The organism is Microbacterium sp. NPDC080220 (assembly GCF_040686395.1).
Lineage (GTDB): Bacteria > Actinomycetota > Actinomycetes > Actinomycetales > Microbacteriaceae > Microbacterium > Microbacterium gawkjiense.
This window is the reverse complement of sequence record NZ_JBFBOP010000004.1, coordinates 236,507-254,444: the sequence shown is the minus strand read 5'-3', so window position 1 is coordinate 254,444 and position 17,938 is coordinate 236,507. Positions and strand designations below refer to the sequence as shown.

At 70.1% G+C, this 17,938-nt stretch carries 19 protein-coding genes and 1 tRNA gene; 7 read left to right on the top strand and 13 right to left on the bottom strand.

Annotation, left to right across the window (positions count from 1 at the left end; genetic code table 11):
• Positions 1-33: 33 nt before the first annotated feature.
• Positions 34-270 (bottom strand): cell division protein CrgA, encoded by a 237-nt coding sequence (locus tag AB0P29_RS08940; protein ID WP_253035455.1) that lies wholly within the window; start codon positions 268-270, stop codon positions 34-36.
• A 55-nt stretch (positions 271-325) separates the two neighbouring features.
• Here AB0P29_RS08940 and AB0P29_RS08935 point away from each other — a divergent pair, with 55 nt between their 5' ends.
• Genes AB0P29_RS08935 through AB0P29_RS08925 form a run of 3 tightly spaced genes read left to right on the top strand, consistent with a single transcriptional unit; the run spans position 326 to position 1,925 of the window.
• A complete protein-coding gene (locus AB0P29_RS08935; RefSeq protein WP_253035454.1) occupies positions 326-1,123 on the top strand; it encodes a class E sortase in 798 nt (265 codons plus the stop codon).
• On the top strand, positions 1,123-1,290 hold the full coding sequence (locus tag AB0P29_RS08930) for a hypothetical protein (protein WP_363379442.1): 168 nt from the start codon (positions 1,123-1,125) through the stop codon (positions 1,288-1,290). The genes AB0P29_RS08935 and AB0P29_RS08930 overlap by 1 nt, the downstream gene beginning before the upstream one ends.
• Complete coding sequence (locus tag AB0P29_RS08925) at positions 1,287-1,925, top strand: gamma-glutamyl-gamma-aminobutyrate hydrolase family protein (protein ID WP_363379441.1); 639 nt, start codon at positions 1,287-1,289, stop codon at positions 1,923-1,925. The genes AB0P29_RS08930 and AB0P29_RS08925 overlap by 4 nt, the downstream gene beginning before the upstream one ends.
• 9 nt (positions 1,926-1,934) lie before the next feature.
• Here the strand turns inward: AB0P29_RS08925 and pknB are convergent, their stop codons facing one another.
• The 7 genes from pknB to AB0P29_RS08890 all read right to left on the bottom strand — a co-directional run bounded on the left by pknB (position 1,935) and on the right by AB0P29_RS08890 (position 10,871).
• Complete coding sequence (gene pknB / locus AB0P29_RS08920) at positions 1,935-3,632, bottom strand: Stk1 family PASTA domain-containing Ser/Thr kinase (protein WP_363379440.1); 1,698 nt, start codon at positions 3,630-3,632, stop codon at positions 1,935-1,937.
• Between the two features lie 88 nt (positions 3,633-3,720).
• Positions 3,721-5,541 (bottom strand): protein kinase, encoded by a 1,821-nt coding sequence (locus tag AB0P29_RS08915; protein WP_363379439.1) that lies wholly within the window; start codon positions 5,539-5,541, stop codon positions 3,721-3,723.
• On the bottom strand, positions 5,538-6,992 hold the full coding sequence (locus tag AB0P29_RS08910) for a penicillin-binding transpeptidase domain-containing protein (RefSeq protein ID WP_064002824.1): 1,455 nt from the start codon (positions 6,990-6,992) through the stop codon (positions 5,538-5,540). The genes AB0P29_RS08915 and AB0P29_RS08910 overlap by 4 nt, the downstream gene beginning before the upstream one ends.
• Complete coding sequence (locus AB0P29_RS08905; RefSeq protein WP_363379438.1) at positions 6,989-8,365, bottom strand: FtsW/RodA/SpoVE family cell cycle protein; 1,377 nt, start codon at positions 8,363-8,365, stop codon at positions 6,989-6,991. Before AB0P29_RS08905 ends, AB0P29_RS08910 begins: the two co-directional genes overlap by 4 nt.
• Entirely contained in the window at positions 8,362-9,591 is a 1,230-nt protein-coding gene (locus AB0P29_RS08900) for a PP2C family serine/threonine-protein phosphatase (RefSeq protein WP_217528931.1), read from the bottom strand. The genes AB0P29_RS08905 and AB0P29_RS08900 overlap by 4 nt, the downstream gene beginning before the upstream one ends.
• Before the next feature lie 12 nt (positions 9,592-9,603).
• On the bottom strand, positions 9,604-10,140 hold the full coding sequence (locus AB0P29_RS08895) for an FHA domain-containing protein (RefSeq protein WP_253035718.1): 537 nt from the start codon (positions 10,138-10,140) through the stop codon (positions 9,604-9,606).
• Entirely contained in the window at positions 10,137-10,871 is a 735-nt protein-coding gene (locus AB0P29_RS08890; protein WP_363379437.1) for a DUF3662 and FHA domain-containing protein, read from the bottom strand. Before AB0P29_RS08890 ends, AB0P29_RS08895 begins: the two co-directional genes overlap by 4 nt.
• Before the next feature lie 143 nt (positions 10,872-11,014).
• Between AB0P29_RS08890 and AB0P29_RS08885 the strand changes: the two genes are divergently transcribed.
• Together AB0P29_RS08885 and AB0P29_RS08880 are read left to right on the top strand one after the other, a co-directional pair.
• Positions 11,015-11,098: transfer RNA gene (locus tag AB0P29_RS08885), tRNA-Leu, on the top strand.
• A gap of 91 nt (positions 11,099-11,189) precedes the next feature.
• Positions 11,190-12,221 (top strand): FUSC family protein, encoded by a 1,032-nt coding sequence (locus AB0P29_RS08880; protein WP_363379436.1) that lies wholly within the window; start codon positions 11,190-11,192, stop codon positions 12,219-12,221.
• Positions 12,222-12,228: 7 nt separating this feature from the next.
• Here AB0P29_RS08880 and AB0P29_RS08875 read toward each other — a convergent pair whose 3' ends face one another.
• From AB0P29_RS08875 to AB0P29_RS08865, 3 genes are all read right to left on the bottom strand, one after another.
• On the bottom strand, positions 12,229-12,624 hold the full coding sequence (locus AB0P29_RS08875; protein ID WP_363379435.1) for a VOC family protein: 396 nt from the start codon (positions 12,622-12,624) through the stop codon (positions 12,229-12,231).
• 73 nt (positions 12,625-12,697) lie between these two features.
• Complete coding sequence (locus AB0P29_RS08870) at positions 12,698-12,964, bottom strand: metal-sensitive transcriptional regulator (protein ID WP_253035715.1); 267 nt, start codon at positions 12,962-12,964, stop codon at positions 12,698-12,700.
• Positions 12,965-12,966: 2 nt separating this feature from the next.
• Complete coding sequence (locus tag AB0P29_RS08865) at positions 12,967-14,613, bottom strand: FAD-dependent oxidoreductase (protein WP_363379434.1); 1,647 nt, start codon at positions 14,611-14,613, stop codon at positions 12,967-12,969.
• 175 nt (positions 14,614-14,788) lie between these two features.
• On the opposite strand from AB0P29_RS08865, the gene AB0P29_RS08860 reads away from it, so the two are divergent.
• Positions 14,789-14,995 (top strand): cold-shock protein, encoded by a 207-nt coding sequence (locus AB0P29_RS08860; protein WP_253035713.1) that lies wholly within the window; start codon positions 14,789-14,791, stop codon positions 14,993-14,995.
• 4 nt (positions 14,996-14,999) lie between these two features.
• On the opposite strand, the gene AB0P29_RS08855 is transcribed toward AB0P29_RS08860, so the two are convergent.
• Complete coding sequence (locus tag AB0P29_RS08855) at positions 15,000-15,677, bottom strand: HAD hydrolase-like protein (protein ID WP_363379433.1); 678 nt, start codon at positions 15,675-15,677, stop codon at positions 15,000-15,002.
• A 299-nt stretch (positions 15,678-15,976) separates the two neighbouring features.
• Between AB0P29_RS08855 and nucS the strand changes: the two genes are divergently transcribed.
• Positions 15,977-16,663, top strand: coding sequence for an endonuclease NucS (nucS, locus tag AB0P29_RS08850; RefSeq protein WP_363379432.1), 687 nt, complete (start codon positions 15,977-15,979; stop codon positions 16,661-16,663).
• Between the two features lie 6 nt (positions 16,664-16,669).
• Here the strand turns inward: nucS and AB0P29_RS08845 are convergent, their stop codons facing one another.
• On the bottom strand, positions 16,670-17,884 hold the full coding sequence (locus tag AB0P29_RS08845; RefSeq protein ID WP_253035708.1) for an MFS transporter: 1,215 nt from the start codon (positions 17,882-17,884) through the stop codon (positions 16,670-16,672).
• Between the last annotated feature and the right edge of the window lie 54 nt (positions 17,885-17,938).

The window sequence follows — 17,938 nt, the reverse complement described above, 5'->3', positions numbered from 1 at the left end:
TAATTCCCGCCGGGGCAGAGGGATGCCGCAGGCTCAGCGCCAGCGCGTTGTCATGAGGAACCCGATGAACGCGATGCCGAAGCCGATCGCGAGGTTCCACGGTCCGATCTCGGGGATCGGGAAGGCCTGGCCGCTCAGGTAGAAGACGATGATCCAGATCAGACCGATGAGCATCAGCCCGAGCATGATCGGCTTGAACCAGACGGGGTTGGGGGCGGCTTCGCCCTCGGTCTGGACGAGTCGGTCGTCGTCCTTGTCTCCACGTGCCATGGGGGGAAGTCTACCTGCCAGCCCGGATTCAGCCTTCGCTGGCTAAACTCCGATCGTGACCGACTCCTCGCCCACGGAGCACCCCACCCGACGTTCCCGTCGCCCGCGTCCTCGTCGTCGCGCCACGGTTGCGAGCGTCCTCGGCGAGATCCTCCTCACGTTCGGCGTGCTGACGCTGCTCTACGTCTCCTGGCACACCTGGATCGGTGACGCCATCGTGCAGAGCGAGCAGCACGCGGCGGCGCAGGCGCTCGCCGACGAATGGGCGAACGAGGCGCAGGAGGAGCCGGCACCGTCCGAGACACCCGCGCCCGACGCGACGGCCGAGCCCGGGTCCCCGGCGGCGATTCCCGTCCTCGGCGACCAGTCGCACGGTGACGTGTTCGGGATCATGAAGGTGCCGCGGTTCGGGGCGAACTGGCAGTTCAAGATCGCCTCCGGCATCACGCGGCCCGACATCCTCGATCGCGGGGAGATCGGGCACTACCCCGACACCGCGATGCCCGGCGCGGTCGGGAACACCGCGTACGCCGCGCATCGCTGGACCTCCGGGGCCCCCTTCGACCCCATCGACCGCTTGGTCATCGGCGACGCGATCGTCATTCAGACGAAGGCGGGCTGGTACACCTACCGGTTCCGCTCGCTCGAGTACGTGCAGGAGACGCAGGTGCAGGTGCTGCTCCCCGTCCCCAATCAGCCGGACGTCGAGGCCAACGGCCGATACCTGACGCTCACCAGCTGCGCGCCGAAACTGAACTCCCTGGAGCGCATCATCGCCTACGCCGTGTTCGACGAGTTCACCCCGACCGCCGACGGACCGCCGGCGTCGCTGACCGGCGGGGTGGGCGCCTGATGTACGCGGCTCTCTGGCGTGTGCTGCCCGGTCCGTGGTGGGTGCGGGTGCTGATCCTGATCGTGCTGGCCGCGATCATCCTGTACCTGCTCTTCTACTACGCGTTTCCATGGGTCTTCCAAACGCTGTGGCCGAGCGAGGAGTCCACCGTCGGCGGCGGCGGGTGACCACCGGCATCCGTGTCCTCGTCGTCGACAACCACGACAGTTTCGTCCACACCCTGATCGGGTACCTCGCCGAGTTGGGTGCCGACGTCGAGATGGTCGAATCGGATGCCGCGGATGCGTTCTCTCGCGTGGACGCGGCAGACGGCGTCGTGATCTCTCCCGGCCCCGGCACGCCGGAGGATGCGGGTGCGTCGATTCAGATCGTCCGGCGGTGCGCCGCCACGGCCACCCCCCTGCTCGGCGTGTGCCTCGGGCATCAGGCGATCGCGGTCGCGTTCGGCGGGGTCGTCTCGCACGCTGCCGACCTCATGCACGGACGCACCTCGCCCGTGCACCACGACGGCACCGGGGTGTTCGCGAGACTGCCGTCGCCGTTCACGGCCACGCGCTACCACTCGCTCGCCGTCGAGCGCGACCGCGTTCCGGCCGACCTGCGCGTCACGGCATGGACGGAGTCCGGCACCGTCATGGCGCTCGCGCACCGTTCGCTGCCGCTGGTCGGGGTGCAGTTCCACCCGGAGAGCGTGCTGACCGAGGGCGGTTACCTGCTGCTGGGCACGTGGCTGGAGGGCATCGGAGTGACGGATGCCGCGGCGCGAGGCGCCGGGCTCTCGCCGCACCGGAGCGTGGTGTGATCGACCGGGTCAGCCGCTGCAGGTCGTGAGGACGATCTCCGACCCCACGGGAACCTCGCCGATCGCCGACTGCACCTTCACCATGCGCGGGTCGGTGGCCGTGCAGGAGGGATCCTCCTGCACGACGGGCTCGAGGCCGTACTCGTCCGAGCTGAGGATCTCGGCGGCCTTGTCGACCGTGTAGTTCAGCGCGAAGTCCTCGACGGTGACGGTGCCGGTGGCGACGACGAGGTCGACGGCAGTGTCGAGGGGGACCTCTTCGCCAGCGGTCACGGGCGCGCCGTCCACGGATCCGCTGATCACGACATCGGCCGCCAGGGCGGGGTCGTTGCGTCGCGTGATCGAACCGAGCGTGAGGCCCTCCTGCTCGAGGGCGGTCGTCACCTCGTCGACCGTCAGATTGGCGAGGGTGGGGATGGCGGCCATCTCGACACCCTCCGAGACGTACACGGTGACCTGGTCTCCCGGTGCGACGGTGGTGCCGGCCGCGGGGTCGGTGCGCACCACGGCGCCCTCGGGGACGTCGGCGCTCGTCTCGCCGACCTGCAGCGGCTCGAGCTGGTCCTTGCCGAGGACCTCCTGCGCGCGGTCCCAGGTCATCGTCACGACGTCGGGGACGGTGAGCGCGTTCGGGGTGACGGTCCCCTCCTCCGGGCGGATCGTGTTCACCCAGATGAAGACCGACACGAGCAGCACGGCGAGCATCGCGATGCCGGCCCACACCCACGCGACGGGTGGCCCGGCCTGCGTGCGGCGCATCGTGTCGTCGCTCGTCAGTTGGCGCAGCGACCGCGCCGTCTCGGCCGCCTGCTTCGGGTCGGGTCCGTACAGCTCGTTGCTGAGGTGCTCGACGCGTCGCTTGCTCGGCGCCTTGCGGCCGGTCGCGGCGGCGAGGGCGTCGCGGAAGGCGACGGCGGTCTGCGGCCGCTGGAACGGGTCCTTCGCGAGCGCGCGCAGCACGAGGGCGTCGAGCGACCGCGGCACGGTCTCGACCACCTCGGACGGCGGGACGGGCGCCTCGGACACGTGCTGATAGGCGACCGCGATCGGGTTCTCGCCGCGGAACGGCGGCTGCCCCGTCAGCAGTTCGTAGAGGACGATGCCGGCCGAGTAGATGTCGGCGCGGGCGTCCACAGGGTCGCCCTTGGCCATCTCGGGCGAGAAGTACGACGCGGTTCCGATGATCGCGGTGGTCTCGGCGACCGTCGACGACGAGTCCGACACGGCACGCGCGATGCCGAAGTCCATGACCTTCACCTGACCGGCATCCGTCACCATCACGTTGCCGGGCTTGATGTCGCGGTGGACGACGCCGGCCCGATGGGAGTACTCGAGGGCTTCGAGGATGCCGTCGGTGTAGCGCAGGGCGTCCTCGATCGGGACGAGACCCTCGCTGATGATGTCCTTCAGCAGGCGCCCCGAGACGAGCTCCATGACGATGTACGGTTCGGGATGCGGCTGCCCCGCGGCATCCGTCCTCGTCTCCTCGCCGGCGTCGAAGACACGGACGATCGCAGGGTGCGACATGCGCGACGCGGACTGCGCCTCGAGGCGGAACCGGGTGCGGAACGCCCCGTCGGCGGCGAGATCGGGCTCGAGGATCTTGATGGCGACGTCGCGCCCGAGGGTGAGGTCCTGCCCGCGATACACCGAAGCCATGCCGCCTCGGCCGATGAGATCATCGACGCGGTAGCGGCCCGAAAGCACGCGTTGCTGAACGGACACATCACTCCCCGGAATGGAACCCGGACAGCCTATCCGACCCCGCTCGAAAGCCCGCTGAAAGCGGTCGTGGTCAGCCGTCGCCCTCGCCGTCGGCCGGCGGGGTCTCCTCGGGCGCGGGCACGATCGACGCGGACGCCTCGGGGGAGCTCCCCGACTCGCGCTCGGTGCTCTCGCCCGTGCACGTGACGGTGTAGGTCACCGAGAGGGCCTGGCTGTTCCTGTCCACGACGATCTCCTCGGGCCGATCGTCGATGCTGAAGCTGGCCGTGGTTTCGCCGTTGATCTCGAAGATGCCGCCCGAGAGCGTCATCGTGTAGCTCGACGCCGTGGGAGCGCCCGCGGGGCAGGTGTAGCTGTCCCACATGACCTGGACCGTCGATCCGGCGGTGACGGTGCCGTCGCCGTTGCCACCCTCGATGCGGGGGGCAGCGGGCACTCCGAGCGCCGCGGCGTCGGCGTAGTACAGCAGCGTGATCTCGCGGTCGAAGCGCACGTTGCCGGTCGGGTCGACGCTGTAGACCTGACCGGCCTCCGCGTCGGTGTCCGCCTCGGCACCGCGCTCGCAGACGACGTTGTCGAAACCGTTGTCGTTGAGGATCGCGGTGGCTTCCTCGCACGTCTTCCCCTCGAGCCCCAGGGTCGCGGGGTTCGCGGTCGTCGGCTCGGTCTCGGTGGGGGTCGGTGCGGGTGAGGAGGGCGGAACGCTCGCGCTCGACGGGGGGTTCGAGGGCGTGTTGCTCGGAGCCGCGGTGTTGCCCTGCGGCATGAACAGCGTGATCAAGAAGCCGACGAGGACGATCGTCAGCAGCACGATGAGCGCGACCAGGGGCCAGGTCCACGGGCTGCGCTTCTTCTTGCGCTGCGTCCCCGCGGGCGAGGCCTGGTCGGTCGACAGCGCGGCCGTGCCCGTGCCGACGGCAGCAGCCGCACCGGCCCCGGCCGCAGCGGCGGCGCCGGCGGGCAGGAGCCGGGTCGTGGCATCCGATCCCGTGGTCGGGGTCAGCAGCTGGGTGAACGCGTCTGCGTCGGCGGCGCCGCCGATCGCGGGGACGATGGCCGCGGCACCGGCGACGTCCCCACGACGCAGCGCGCCGGCGGCACGCGCGACGGCGGAGGTCGAGGCGGGACGGTCCTCGGGCTTCTTCGCGATCATGCTCATCACGAAGCGCTGCACGGGCTCGGCGACCGTGTCGGGCAGCGGCGGCGGGGTGTCGTTGATCTGCGCCATCGCGATGGCCACCTGCGACTCACCCGTGAACGGACGACGACCCGCGAGCAGCTCGTAGGCGACGATGCCGAGCGAGTAGATGTCGGTGGAGGGGGATGCCGCGTGCCCCGACGCCTGCTCGGGCGAGAGGTACTGGACGGTTCCCATGACCTGGCCGGTCGCGGTCAGCGGCACCTGGTCGGCGATGCGGGCGATGCCGAAGTCGGTAATCTTGACGCGGCCGTCGGGGGTGATCAGCAGGTTGCCAGGCTTGATGTCGCGGTGGACGAGCCCCGCGGCGTGGGCCGCTTGCAGCGCCGACGCGGTCTGCGCCACGATGTCGAGCGTCTTGTCGGTCGAGAGGGCGCCCTCGCGCTCGAGGATCGTCGACAGCGCCTCGCCGGGGACGAGCTCCATGACGAGGAAGGCGGAGCCGTTCTCCTCGCCGTAGTCGAAGACGCTGGCGATGCCCTCGTGGTTCACGAGCGCGGCGTGACGGGCCTCGGCGCGGAAGCGCTCGAGGAAGCCCGGGTCGCCCATGTACTCGTCTTTGAGGATCTTGATGGCGACCGTGCGGCCGATGACGTGGTCGGTGGCCTCCCAGACCTCGCCCATGCCGCCGATCGCGATCCGCGAGTCCAGTTCGTACCGTCCGCCGAAGCTCACACCCTGCGTCGGTCTCATTCGCTCAGCACCGCCTCAATCACTTTCTTCGCGATCGGGGCCGCGATCCCGTTGCTCGTGCCGTTCTGGCCGAGCCCACCACCGTTCTCCACCATCACCGTGACGACCACTTCCGGGTCCTCTGCGGGCGCGAAACCGGTGAACCAGAGCGTGTACGGGTCCCCCGGATTGTGCTCCGCCGTTCCGGTCTTCCCGGCGACGTCGACGCCGTCTATTCTCGCACCCGACGCCGCACCGTTTTGGACATTGCCGATCATCAGGGTCGTCATCGTCTCGGCCACCTCGGGGGTCAGCGCTTCGCCGAACTGCGTGTTCGCGGGCTCGTCCTGCACCGTCAGATCGGCCGCGACGACGCGGTCGACCATCCGCGGGTTCATGACGACGCCGTCGTTCGCGATGCCGGCGGCGACCATCGCCATCTGCAGCGGGGTGGCGCGCACGTCGGTCTGACCGATGCCGCTGAGCGCGGTCTGCGGCTCGTCGAAGCCCTCGGGGTAGCTCGACGCGGCGACGTCGAGGGGGATCTCGAAGGCCGAGTTGAAGCCGAACTTCTGCGCCTGCTCGCGGATGGCGTCGGTGCCGAGCTCGAGCGCGAGCTCGGCCATGGGGATGTTGCAGCTGAGCCGCAGCGCGGTCTCGAGCGTCGTCTTCTCCCCCGGTCCGCACGTGCCGCGGTCGAAGTTGTGTAGGACGTTGTTGGTTCCCGGGAGCGTGAAGGTCGCCGGGTTGTCGAACTCGGAGTCGGGGGTGTACTTCCCCGAGGCGAGGGCGGCCGACGCGACGACGAGCTTGAAGGTCGATCCGGGGGGCTCCGTCTCGCGGGTCACCCGGTTGGTGAGCGGTCGCAGCGGATCCGCCTGCAGCTCCTGATCGGCGGCGTTGACCGCCGAGCTGTTGTGCGAGGCGAGCTTGTTGGTGTCGAAGCTGGGGCTGGTGGCCATCGCGAGGATGCGGCCCGTGTCGGGCTCCATCGCGACGACCGCGCCCTCGAGTCCGTCCAGCGCGTCGTACGCCACCTTCTGCACCGCGGGGTCGAGCGAGAGGAGCACGTTCGACCCGCGCGGCGGCTGGCCGCTCACGATCTGGTCGAGACGGGTCAGGAACTGCTGGCTGCCGGTGCCGGCGAGGGCCGCGTTCATCGCGTACTCGAGCCCGGTCGAGGAGCGCAAGACGGGGTTGATGAACCCGGTCACGGGCGCCCACATCTCGGCATCCGGGTATGTGCGGATCCAGCTGTAGACGTCGTCGCTCGGCTCGGACGACGCGATCGCCGTACTGCCGGCGAAGATCGTGCCGCGCTGCACCGCGTACGAGTCGTACAGCGTGCGCCGGTTGTCGGGGTTCTCGTTCAGCTGACCGGCGAGGGCCACCTGGATCACGCTCGTCGCCGCGAACAGGCTGAGGAACATGAGGAGCACGACGACGCTCAGTCGACGGAGTTGCTTGGTCATCCGATCACCACCCGGGGCCTGGAGCGGACGGCATCCGAGATCCTCAACAGGATCGCGATGATGAGGAAGTTCGCGATGAGGGAGGAACCGCCGGCCGCGAGGAACGGCATCGTCAGACCCGTCAGCGGGATGAGACGGGTGACGCCGCCGACCATGATGAACACCTGCAGCGCGAGGGTGAACGACAGCCCCGTCGCGAGCAGCTTTCCGAAGTCGTCCTGACCCGCGATGCCGATCCGGATGCCGCGACTGACGAAGACCATGTAAAGGGCCAGGATCGCGAAGACGCCGACCAGGCCGAGTTCCTCACCGAGGCTCGGGAGGATGTAGTCGTTGTGGGCGAGCGGCGTCAGGTCGGGTCGGCCCATGCCCCAGCCGGTGCCGATGAGTCCGCCGTGGGCGAGGCCGAAGATGCCCGAGACGAGCTGGAAGCTGCTGCCGTTGATGTAGTCCGGGTTGAAGGCGTCGAGCCAGTTCGAGAACCGGGAGGCGACGTAGGGCAGGACCTGCGCGGCGGCCAGGGCGCCCGCGACGGCCAGGAGGACGCCGAGGATCGCCCAGCTCGCCTTGCCCGTCGCGACGTAGAGCATCGCGATGAACATGCCGAAGATGAGGATGCCGGTACCCAGGTCGCGCTGAAGGACGATGATCCCGAGCGAGACACCCCACACGATCAGCAGCGGCCCGAGCTGGCGGGCGTGCGGCCAGGTGATCCCGAGGAAGCGCGTGCCGACCGAGGTGAGGGCCTCACGGGTGCGGACGAGGTAGCCGGCAAAGAAGATCGCGAGGCAGATCTTCGCGAGCTCACCGGGCTGGAACGAGAAGACACCGGCGACCGACACCCAGACGTCGGCGCCCGCCTCGATGCCGAGTCCCGGGACGAAGGGGAGCAGCAGCAGCAGGATGCCGCTGAGGCCGAAGACGTACGTGTACCGGAAGAGCACCCGGTAGTTCCGGAGGAAGATGACGATGAGGATGGCGCCGGCGATCGCGATCGCCGCCCAGACGAGCTGGCGGAACCCGAGCGAGGACCAGCCGACGCGGTCCTCGGCGATGTCGAGGCGGTAGATCATCGCGACGCCGATGCCCGTGAGGAGCGTCGCGATCGGCAGGACGAACGGGTCGGCGTCGCGGGCGCAGATGCGCGTCACGATGTGCAGCGCGAGCGACAGCCCCGCCAGCCATCCGCAGTACGAGAGGAACGTCGGGTCGATCTCGTCGCGGGTGCCCAGCTGGACGAGCAGCACGGCGACCGTCGAGACGATGATGGCGAACACGAGCAGGCCGAACTCGCGGTTGCGCTGGGTCGCCGGCATCCGGAGCTTCCGGAGTGCCTTGATGACCGTCGTGTCGGTTTCTACCGCGGCTGTCATGGGGTCCCCTGGCGGAGGTTGTCGACGATCGCCTCGGCGTCGGCGAGGGATCGGGCGGAGATGGTCTGCTCCACGGACAGCCGCTGATAGGCGGGCAGGTCCGCGAGGAGGATGTCGGTGTCCTCGTACGGCGTCGACAGCGAGATCGGACCGATGTCCTGCTGGATGCCGCGGTAGATCACGACGCTGTCGTCGTCGGGGCCGACGAAGTAGCGCGTCTGGGTCCAGGCGTACCCGGCGAAGACCCCCGCGGCGAGCACCGCGACGATCGCGATGAAGCCGACGAACCACCAGACGCGGCGCCGGCGCGCGCGGCGCCGGTCCTCTTCGATGAGCTCCTCGAGGTACTCGGCCGCGGGCTCGAAGTGGCTGGGCTCGTTCGCCGCCTGGCGTCCGGTCTGGAACCAGCCCGTCCGGGCGGGGCGCGCGACGGGGACCTCGATGCCCTTCGGGGTGGCCGCGGACCCGACGATGGTCGCGGTGCCGCTGAACATCGGATGCCGCCCGCCCACGTCGACGAGGACGATCGTGACGTTGTCGGGGGCACCGGCATCCAGCGCCAGCTTCAGGAGCATGTCGGCGGTCCGACCCGGGGCGAGGTCCTGGCGCAGGACCTTCGCGGTCTGCGCGTCGTCGACGACGCCGCACAGTCCGTCGGAGCAGATGAGCCACCGATCGCCCGGCTGGGTCTGCATGATGAACGCGTCGACCTCGGGATCGGTGCCCATGTCGCCGAGCACGCGCATGAGGACGGACCGGCGCGGGTGGTAGCGCGCCTCTTCGGGAGTGATCCGCCCGGAGTCGACGAGGCGCTGGACGAAGGTGTGGTCGGTCGTGATCTGCGTCAGCACGCCGTCGCGGAAGAGGTAGACGCGGGAGTCGCCGATGTGGGCGATGACGGCGTAGTCGTCGACCATGAGCACGGCGCTGACCGTCGTGCCCATCCCGGCCAGCTCGGGGCGCTCGGTGACCGTGTCGACGAGGACGTGGGCGGCGTCGACGATCGCGTCACGGAGTTCGCGCTCGGCTTCGGCCGGCGTCGGGAATGCGTGGTCGAGGCCCTCGAGGTGGTGGACGGCGATGCTCGAGGCGATGTCGCCGCCGGCGTGTCCGCCCATGCCGTCGGCGACGACGAACAGGTTCGAGCCCGAGAAGCCCGAGTCCTGGTTGTTGGAGCGGACCTTCCCGGTATGCGAGATGGCGGCGCTCGAGCCCTCGAAGACCATCGGTGCGGGCCGTTACTTCCGCAGCTCGAACGTCGTGGCGCCGACCTTGATCGGAGCGCCGACGATGACGGGGACGGGGGATGCCACGCGCTCGCCGTCGTGCCAGGTGCCGTTCGTCGAGTCCAGGTCCTGCACCATCCACTGCTCACCCCAGAGGACGAGGCGGGCGTGATGGCTCGAGGTGTAGTCGTCGCGGATGACGAGGCCCGACTCGCTGGAGCGGCCGATCGTGAGGGGCTCGTCACCGAGGGGCAGTTCGAGTCCGGCCTTCGGTCCGCTCGTGATGACGATGCGGGACACGGTGTTGACCGTCGCCTTCTGGGGACCCGAGGGTGCCGCCGGGCGCGTCATGACCGGCGAGACGATGGAGGTCTCGGCGTTGGCCGGGGCGGTCGCGACGGGGCCCGCGGCGGCCGGTGCCGGCTCGGGCATCTTGCGCACCTTGACGCCGAACAGGTCGGCGCGCAGCGAGTAGACCACTGCGAAGACGAAGAACCACAGCAGGATCAGGAATCCGATCTGCAGCAGCAGGAGTGTCAGTTCGCTCATGTCTGGCCTCCGAGGTCGAACAAGCGGGTCGCGGGATCCTGCGGCCGCGGGGGGATGCGGGATGCCGCCTGCGCGACGACGCGGAACGTGATGCGCGTGCGACCGATCGTGACGACGGAGTCCGGCTCGAGGGCGGCCTCCGAGACCTTCTGCCCGTTCAGCTGGGTGCCGTTGGTCGAGCCGAGGTCGCGGACCATCGCACGGCGACCGTCCCACAGGATCTCGACGTGGCGACGGCTGGTGCCGGCGTCGGGGATCGTGATGTCGGCATCCGTCCCTCGGCCGATCACGGTGCGGCTGCCGGTGAGGCGGTGCTGCGTGCCGTCGATCTCGATGACGCCGTGCCACGAGACCTCCTCGGCTGAGGCGGAGCGCGAGTCGACGCGGACGGTGCCGGTCGTCAGGGACTCGTCGGGGTTGATCGCGAGCGAGACGGGGCCTGCGAAGCTGTACTTCTGCGCCTTGGCGTGGCCCTCGACCAGCTGGACGAGTTCGTCGTGCAGTGTGCGGCCGAGGGCGCCCATGCGTTCGTGGTCGGCGGGGGCGAGCCGGACGACGAGCGTGTTCGGCACGAGGATGCGGTCGCGCGAGACGACGGCGGCCTTCGCATCGAGTTCGGCACGCAGTGCGGAGGCGATCTCTACAGGCTGCACACCGCTGCGGAAGGTCTTCGCGAACGCGCCGTTCACGGCGCGCTCGATTCCCTTCTCGAAGCTGTCAAGTAGTCCCACGGGGCTCCTCAGGCAGTCTGGACCGGTGCTCACATGCTAGTTGTCGACCCTGGCAGGGTCTGGGGAACACAGCTGCGGCCGTTTCTCCGGCGGGCCCGCGCCATGATATCCTCGGAAAGTTGATCCCGTGGCGACACGGGTTCGCGCGAGTGGCGGAATAGGCAGACGCGCTGGCTTCAGGTGCCAGTGCCCGAAAGGGCGTGGGGGTTCAACTCCCCCCTCGCGCACAGACACTGCGAAACGAAGCCGGTCGGTGGTGAGAACCCCGACCGGCTTCGTCGTTTCCGGGCGATGCAGCCGGGCTCCTAGGCTCGTACGGTGAGCACGTCGCGCGGCAGGATCTGGACCGGCGTCATCCGTGTCGCACCCTACGATCGCGACCACACCGTCGCTATCCGGGCCGCGATCAGCGTCGGCGTCCCGCTGATCGTGCTGTGGTCGATCGGTCGGCTGGACCTCAGCATCTACGCGAGCTTCGGAGCCTTCGCCTCGCTCTACGGCCGCACCGATCGCATCGGCGACCGCGTCCGGATGCAGGTGGCCGCCGGGGCGGTCGTGGTCGCCGCGATGCTCATCGGCACCGCGCTCTCGGTCGCCGACGTGCCGGCTCCGTTCGCGATCGTGGTCGTGGCTGTGGTCGCCTCCATGGCGACCCTGCTCGCATACGCGACGCAGTGGCACCCGCCCGGCGCGCTGTTCATCGTGTTCGCGGCCGGGGCCACGGCATCCATCCCTGCAGAAGGCGCGCGTTTCGGCCACGTCCTCGTCGTGGGTCTGGCCGCCGTCGTCTTCTCCCTCACGGTGACCCTCGTCTCCGAGACCGTGACCGGCCGCCGGATCCCCCGTCTTACGCGGACGAAGAACCGGATGCCGGTGGGCGCCGTCGCCGCGGAGATGGCCCTCACGGTCGCGGTCGCGACGGTGCTCGCCGGCGCAGCCGGGCTGCTCCTCTTCCACGCCCACTGGTACTGGGCGATGGTGGGCGCGGTCGCCGCGGTGAGCGGCCCGCACGTGAAGGCCCGCGTCATCCGCGGGCTGCAGCGGCTCATCGGCACCCTGCTCGGCGTGCTCGTCGCGGCGGGCATCCTCGCCCTGGGGATGCCACCGCTCGCCGTCATCCTCATCGCCGTCGCCTTGCAGGCGGGCGCCGAGCTCTTCGTCGGGCGCAACTACGCGATCGCGATGGTCTTCATCACGCCGCTCGCCCTCCTCATGGTCCAGCTCGCCGCGCCCACGACGGTCGGCGTTCTGCTGACGGACCGGCTGTGGGAGACCGTCGTGGGGATCGTCGCGGGGACCGCCGTCGCCGTGGGCTCTGCGCTCATCCGCGGGCGCCGCCAGCGGGCCTGAGTCCGGATCAGCCCTGGTAGCCGATGAGCCAGGTGACCCCGAAGCGGTCGGTGACCGTTCCGTCGTGGTCGCCCCAGGCGCGCAGCTGCAGATCGTCGACGATCCGGCCTCCGTCGGCTAGCCGGGCGAACCACGTCTCGAGGACGGCCGGCTCCGCAGCCCCCAGCAGGGCGAACATCACTCCGCGCAGCTGCAGCGCCTCGTCCCCGGGCCCGCCGTCCGAGGCGAAGAGCGCGACCGGGCCGGTCAGCATCCCGTGGGCGGTGAAATCGCCGGGGCCGTCGACGCGCTCGAACTCGGCGAACGTGTTCAGCACGAGGTCGCCGCCGAACACCCCCTGATAGAAGGTCAGTGCGTCGCGCGCCGTGCCGGGGAACATCAGATACGGGGTGAGTCCGGTCATCCGCTCACCGTAGACCGCCGTCACCCGCGTGACCAGAGCGGATGCCGGTGCCCGTCCCTTGATGACGCGCCGATCAGCTCAGCGAGAGGAAGAGCTTCTCGAGGTCCGCCATCTGCAGCTCGGCGTCGTCCTCGCCGAGGCACTGCTGCATCGCGGCGGCGATCACCGCGAACCCGGCCCGATCGATCGCGCTCGACACTGCGGAGAGCTGCGTGACCACCGCGCGGCAGTCGCCGCCCTCCTCGACGGCGGCGATCACGGCGGCGAGCTGGCCCTGCGCGCGCTTCAGGCGGTTCGCGATGCGGCGAACGGCCTCGTCGTCCCGGAGCGCCGTCGACACCGTCAGACCTCCTCGCGCGCCGCGGCCTCGACGCCGTCGGTCCACGTGAGCCAGCCGCCGTCGAGGTTGCGGACATCGTGCCCCAGCTGCTGCAGCAGGCGGCTCGCGGTGTGCCCACGCTGCCCCACCTTGCAGTGCACGATGAGGGGCGCGTCGGGCAGCTCCGCATGACGCTCGCGGATCTCGTCGAGCGGCAGGAGGACGGCGCCGGGGATCGCTCCGGCCCCGTTCTCCTCGGCTGTGCGGACGTCGACCACGACGGCGCCGGCCGCGCGGGCGGCATCCACTTCGTGCCACTGGATCGTGCGGTCGGCTCCCGTCGCGAGGTTCTCGGCGACGTACCCCGCCATGTTGATCGCGTCCTTCGCCGATCCGTACTGCGGTGCGTACGCGAGTTCGAGCTGGGACAGAGCGGATGCCGTGAGCCCGGCCGTCATGGCGACGGCGAGGACGTCGAGCCGCTTGTCGACGCCGGCTCCGCCGACGATCTGCGCCCCCAGGATCAGGTCGGTCTCGGGGTCGACGAGCAGCTTCATGGCCATCTGTTCGGCGCCCGGGTAGTACGTCGCGTGCGAGAAGGGGTGGGTGTGCACGACGCGGTGCGCCCGGCCCGCCGCGACGAGCCGGCGCTCGCTCCAGCCGACGAGCCCGACCGTGAGGCCGAGGATGCCGACGATCGTCGTCCCGAGCGCGGGGGTCGCGGGTGCGGTGGCGACGCCGGCGATGTCGTCGGCCGCCGCTCGGCCGTGCCGGTTGGCGAGGCCCGCCATGGTGACGAGGGTCGCGGCGCTGTCGAGGTGGTCGGTCTTCTCGACCGCATCGCCCACGGCCCACACGCCCGGGATGTTCGTGCGGTGCCGGTCGTCGACGGCGATGCCGCCGGTCGGGCCGAGTGCGATGCCCGCGGCCTCGGCGATCCGGACGTCGGGACGCACGCCGCGCGCGTCGACGACGAGATCGGCGGGCACGCGGCTGCCGTCGGACAGGACGACGGCGCCCGCCTCGAGGCGCTCGATCGTGGTCCGGGTGCGGACGTCCACTCCGGCGGTCGACAGTGCACGGTGGACGGGCGAGGCCATCTCGGGGTCGAGGGCGCTCAGGACCTGCGCCCCGCGCTGCACGAGGGTGACCTGTGCGCCGCGGTGCGCGAGGTTCTCGACGGCTTCCACGCCGATGAACCCGCCACCGGCCACGACCGTCCGCGGCGTCCGCAGCCCCGCGAGGACCTCGGTGATCGCATCGACGTCGTCGACGCTGCGCAGGGTCGCGACCGGAACGCCCTCGCCCGGGATGCCGCTGGTCGCCGCCGCTCCCATGGCGAGCACGAGGTCGTCGAACGGCTCGTCCCGTTCGGTGCCGGCATCGAGGTCGCGCACCGTGACGACCTTGGACGCGGCGTCGATCGCCGTCACCTCGTGCCGCACGTGCACGCGCAGCGCGAAGCGCGCGGCGAGCGATGCGGGGGTTTGCAGCAGCAACGACGACCGGTCGGCGATCACGCCGCCGACGTAATAGGGGAGTCCGCAGTTCGCGAAGGAGACGTGCGCGCCGCGCTCGAAGACGACGATCTCCCGCTGTTCGTCGAGACGGCGCAGGCGGGTGGCCGCCGACATCCCTGCCGCGACACCTCCGATGATGATGGTCCGCATGTCCTCATGATACCCCCGGGGGTATCGCTGCAGTCGCCGGACGGGCAGACGGCGGGTGTACGCCCGGCAACGTTTGTGTCACCTTCGTACGTGGGGGGTGACTGCACAGGCTGCGAGGGCTAGGTTGGGGAACGACCGGCGGACGTGTCGTCGGCACCAATCAGTAAGGCAGTTCATGAGCGTCAGCGGTACCGTCAAGTGGTTCAACTCGGAGAAGGGCTTCGGGTTCATCGCTCCCGATGAAGGCGGCGCCGACGTCTTCGCCCACTACTCGGCCATCGACTCCTCGGGCTACCGCTCGCTGGAGGAGAACCAGCGAGTCGAGTTCGACATCGCACAGGGCCCCAAGGGTCTTCAGGCGGAGAACATCCGTCCCCTCTGAGGTTTCACACCTCTTCAGTGAGGAGCAGGCGGCGGAGTTCGACCATCGAGTCGACCGCCGCCTGCGCTCCTTCTGACTCGTGGGGCCAACTGAAGCCCCACCGCACGAAGATGACGGGCACGTCGTTCGCCGCGCCCCCGTCGATGTCGTGATGGCGATCCCCGATGAGGATCGGTCGGCTCGTGTCGACCCCCATTGAGCGCAGCCGCCGCAGTGACTCGGCCACGATGTCCGCCTTCGAGGCGAGGGTCTTCTCGTCCGGGGTCGCGCCCGCCATCGCCTGCATGTGTTCGGCGAGACCGTAGTGCTCCATCAGCGCGACGACCTGGACCTCCGGCTTCGAGCTCGCCGTCGCCTGCGGGATGCCGGCGGCCGAGATGTCCGCGATGAGCTCCCCGACACCCGGGTAGAGCCGCGTGCGCGCCGTGTACCCGTCCTGCTTGCCGAGTGCGCGGTAGTAGGTGACCGCCTCGGTCGCCTGCTCCGGGGTCATCCCCACGTTCTTCTGGAACGAGTCGTACATGGGCGGTCCGATCCAGTGGACCAGTTCCGCGCGGGTCGGGGCGGGGTACCCGAAATGACTGAGGCAGCGGTCGAGTCGGTTGAGGATGCCGTCCGATGCATCGACGATGGTGCCGTCCACGTCCCAGAGGATGCAGGACCAGGGGGAGCGTGTCGTCATGCGTCCAGCCTACGGGCGGGTCGGAGCGTCCGACGTGGTCCGCGATCGGCCGGGAGCCGCGGAGGTGCCGAGTCGGACCCCGGGTCACCGACACGGCACCACCGCGGTGAGCGGCACGCGAGCCCGAATCCGCGTGCAGCGACGGCGCCCGGTGACGTGGTGATCTCGTTCTCCCCCCGGAGACGGACCGCCACCGGCGCACCTGCTCGCCGTCCACGGTACGAGCCGTCAGCCGCGGACGGGGCGTCGGAGCCCATTCCCGGACGATCCCGAACGGGCCCGCGGGTAGGCTCGTCGCCGTGCGTCTCGTCATCGCCCGCTGCTCCGTCGACTACACCGGTCGCCTCAACACCCACCTGCCGCCCGCCGCCCGCCTCATCATGGTGAAGGCCGACGGCACGGTCGCGTTCCACCGCGACATCCAGCACCAACCGCTCAACTGGATGAGCCCGCCGTGCACGCTGACGGTCATCGAGCCCGGCGAGGACGACGTCGACGTCGTCGAGAAGTGGCGCGTGACGCACGCCAAGTCGGGCGATGAGCTGACCATCCGGATCTACGAGGTGCTGCACGATTCGTCGCACGAGCTCGGCACCGACCCGGGCCTCGTCAAGGACGGCGTCGAGGCCGATCTGCAGCGGCTGCTCGCGGAGCAGGTCGGCGTCATCGGCGAGAACCTGACGCTCGTGCGCCGGGAGTTCCCGACCGCCATCGGACCGGTCGACCTGCTGCTGCGCAACCCCGAGGGCGGCACCGTGGCGGTGGAGGTCAAGCGTCGGGGCGACATCGACGGCGTCGAGCAGCTCACGCGCTACCTCGAACTGCTGGGGCGCGACCCGCACCTCGCGCCGGTCACCGGCGTCTTCGCCGCCCAGGAGATCAAGCCGCAGGCGAAGGTCCTGGCGACCGATCGCGGCATCCGTTGCGTCACCCTGGACTACGACGAGATGAAGGGCATCGAGTCGGGAGCTCCGCGTCTGTTCTGACGCCCCTCAGTGGCTGGTGCCGCGGGTGCCCGGCAGGGGCTTGGCGGCGCCCGAGGCGAACCCCGACGCCGCGACCAGCGCGGCGATGATGAACAGCGTGTTGAGCAGGCCGATGTGCGTGCTGATGACACCCAGGATCGGCGGGCCGCACAGGAATGCGACGTAGCCGATGGTCGCGGCGGCGCTCACCCGCGCAGCTGCGTGCTCGGGGTCGTCGGCGGCGGCCGACATCCCGAGCGGGAAGCCGAGCGAGGCGCCCACGCCCCAGAGGGCCGCGCCGACGAAGACGAGTGGCAGGTTCGGCGCCAGGATGAACAGCAGGATGCCGACCACGGCCGTGACCGCCAGCACCCGCAGCGTCGCGACGCGGCCGAAGCGGTCGACGAGCGGGCCGCCGAAGACCCGCACGACGGTCATCGCCACGGAGAAGACCGTGAGCGCCGCGGCGCCGAGCGCGACCCCGCCCTCGTGGTCCTCGCTCACGCCGAGGGCCATCCAGTCGTTCGCGCCGCCCTCGGCGAATGCCATACCGAGCATGACCACGCCCAGCACGTAGGTGCGCGGTTCGCGCCACGCCGACAGCGCGGCCGCCAGCCGCGAACGCCACCCGCTGGGTGCCGCGTCCGGGGCGCCGAAGTCGCGCTGCGGCACGTACGCGAAGGCGACGACCGCGAGGACGACGATCGCGACGGCGATCACAGCGGTGTGCGGGAAGACGCCGATGCGTGCACCGGCCACCAGCGCGCCGATGCCGGCGCCGATGACGGTGCCCAGGCTGAAGAAGGCGTGGAACAGCGGCAGGATCGTCTTGCCCACCTCGACCTCGATCGCCGCACCGTCGACGTTCATGAGCACGTCGAGCGCGCCGTTTCCGAACCCGAAGAGGGCGAGCCCGATGAGGACGAGCAGGAGCGAGGGCGCGACGTCGGTGCCGAGGCCGATGAGGAACAGCCCCACGGCAAGGACCAGCATGACCGTCAGCATCCCGCGACGCGTCCCCATGCGGGCGGCGATGACGGAGGACACCGAGAGGCCGAGGATCGACGCGACGCCCATGCCGAGAAGGAGCAGGCCGATGGTCGAGTTCTCAATGCCGAGGGCGGCCTTGATCGAGGGCACCCGCGACGCCCACGTCGCGATGCTCAGACCGCTCGCGGTGAAGATCGCGAACACGGCGAGGCGCCAGGTCCACAGGCGGGAGGCGGTGAGCTGCAACGTCATGGCGTCACTCTAGCGGGATCTCCGAATCGATTCGAGAATCGGATCCGTGCGGCT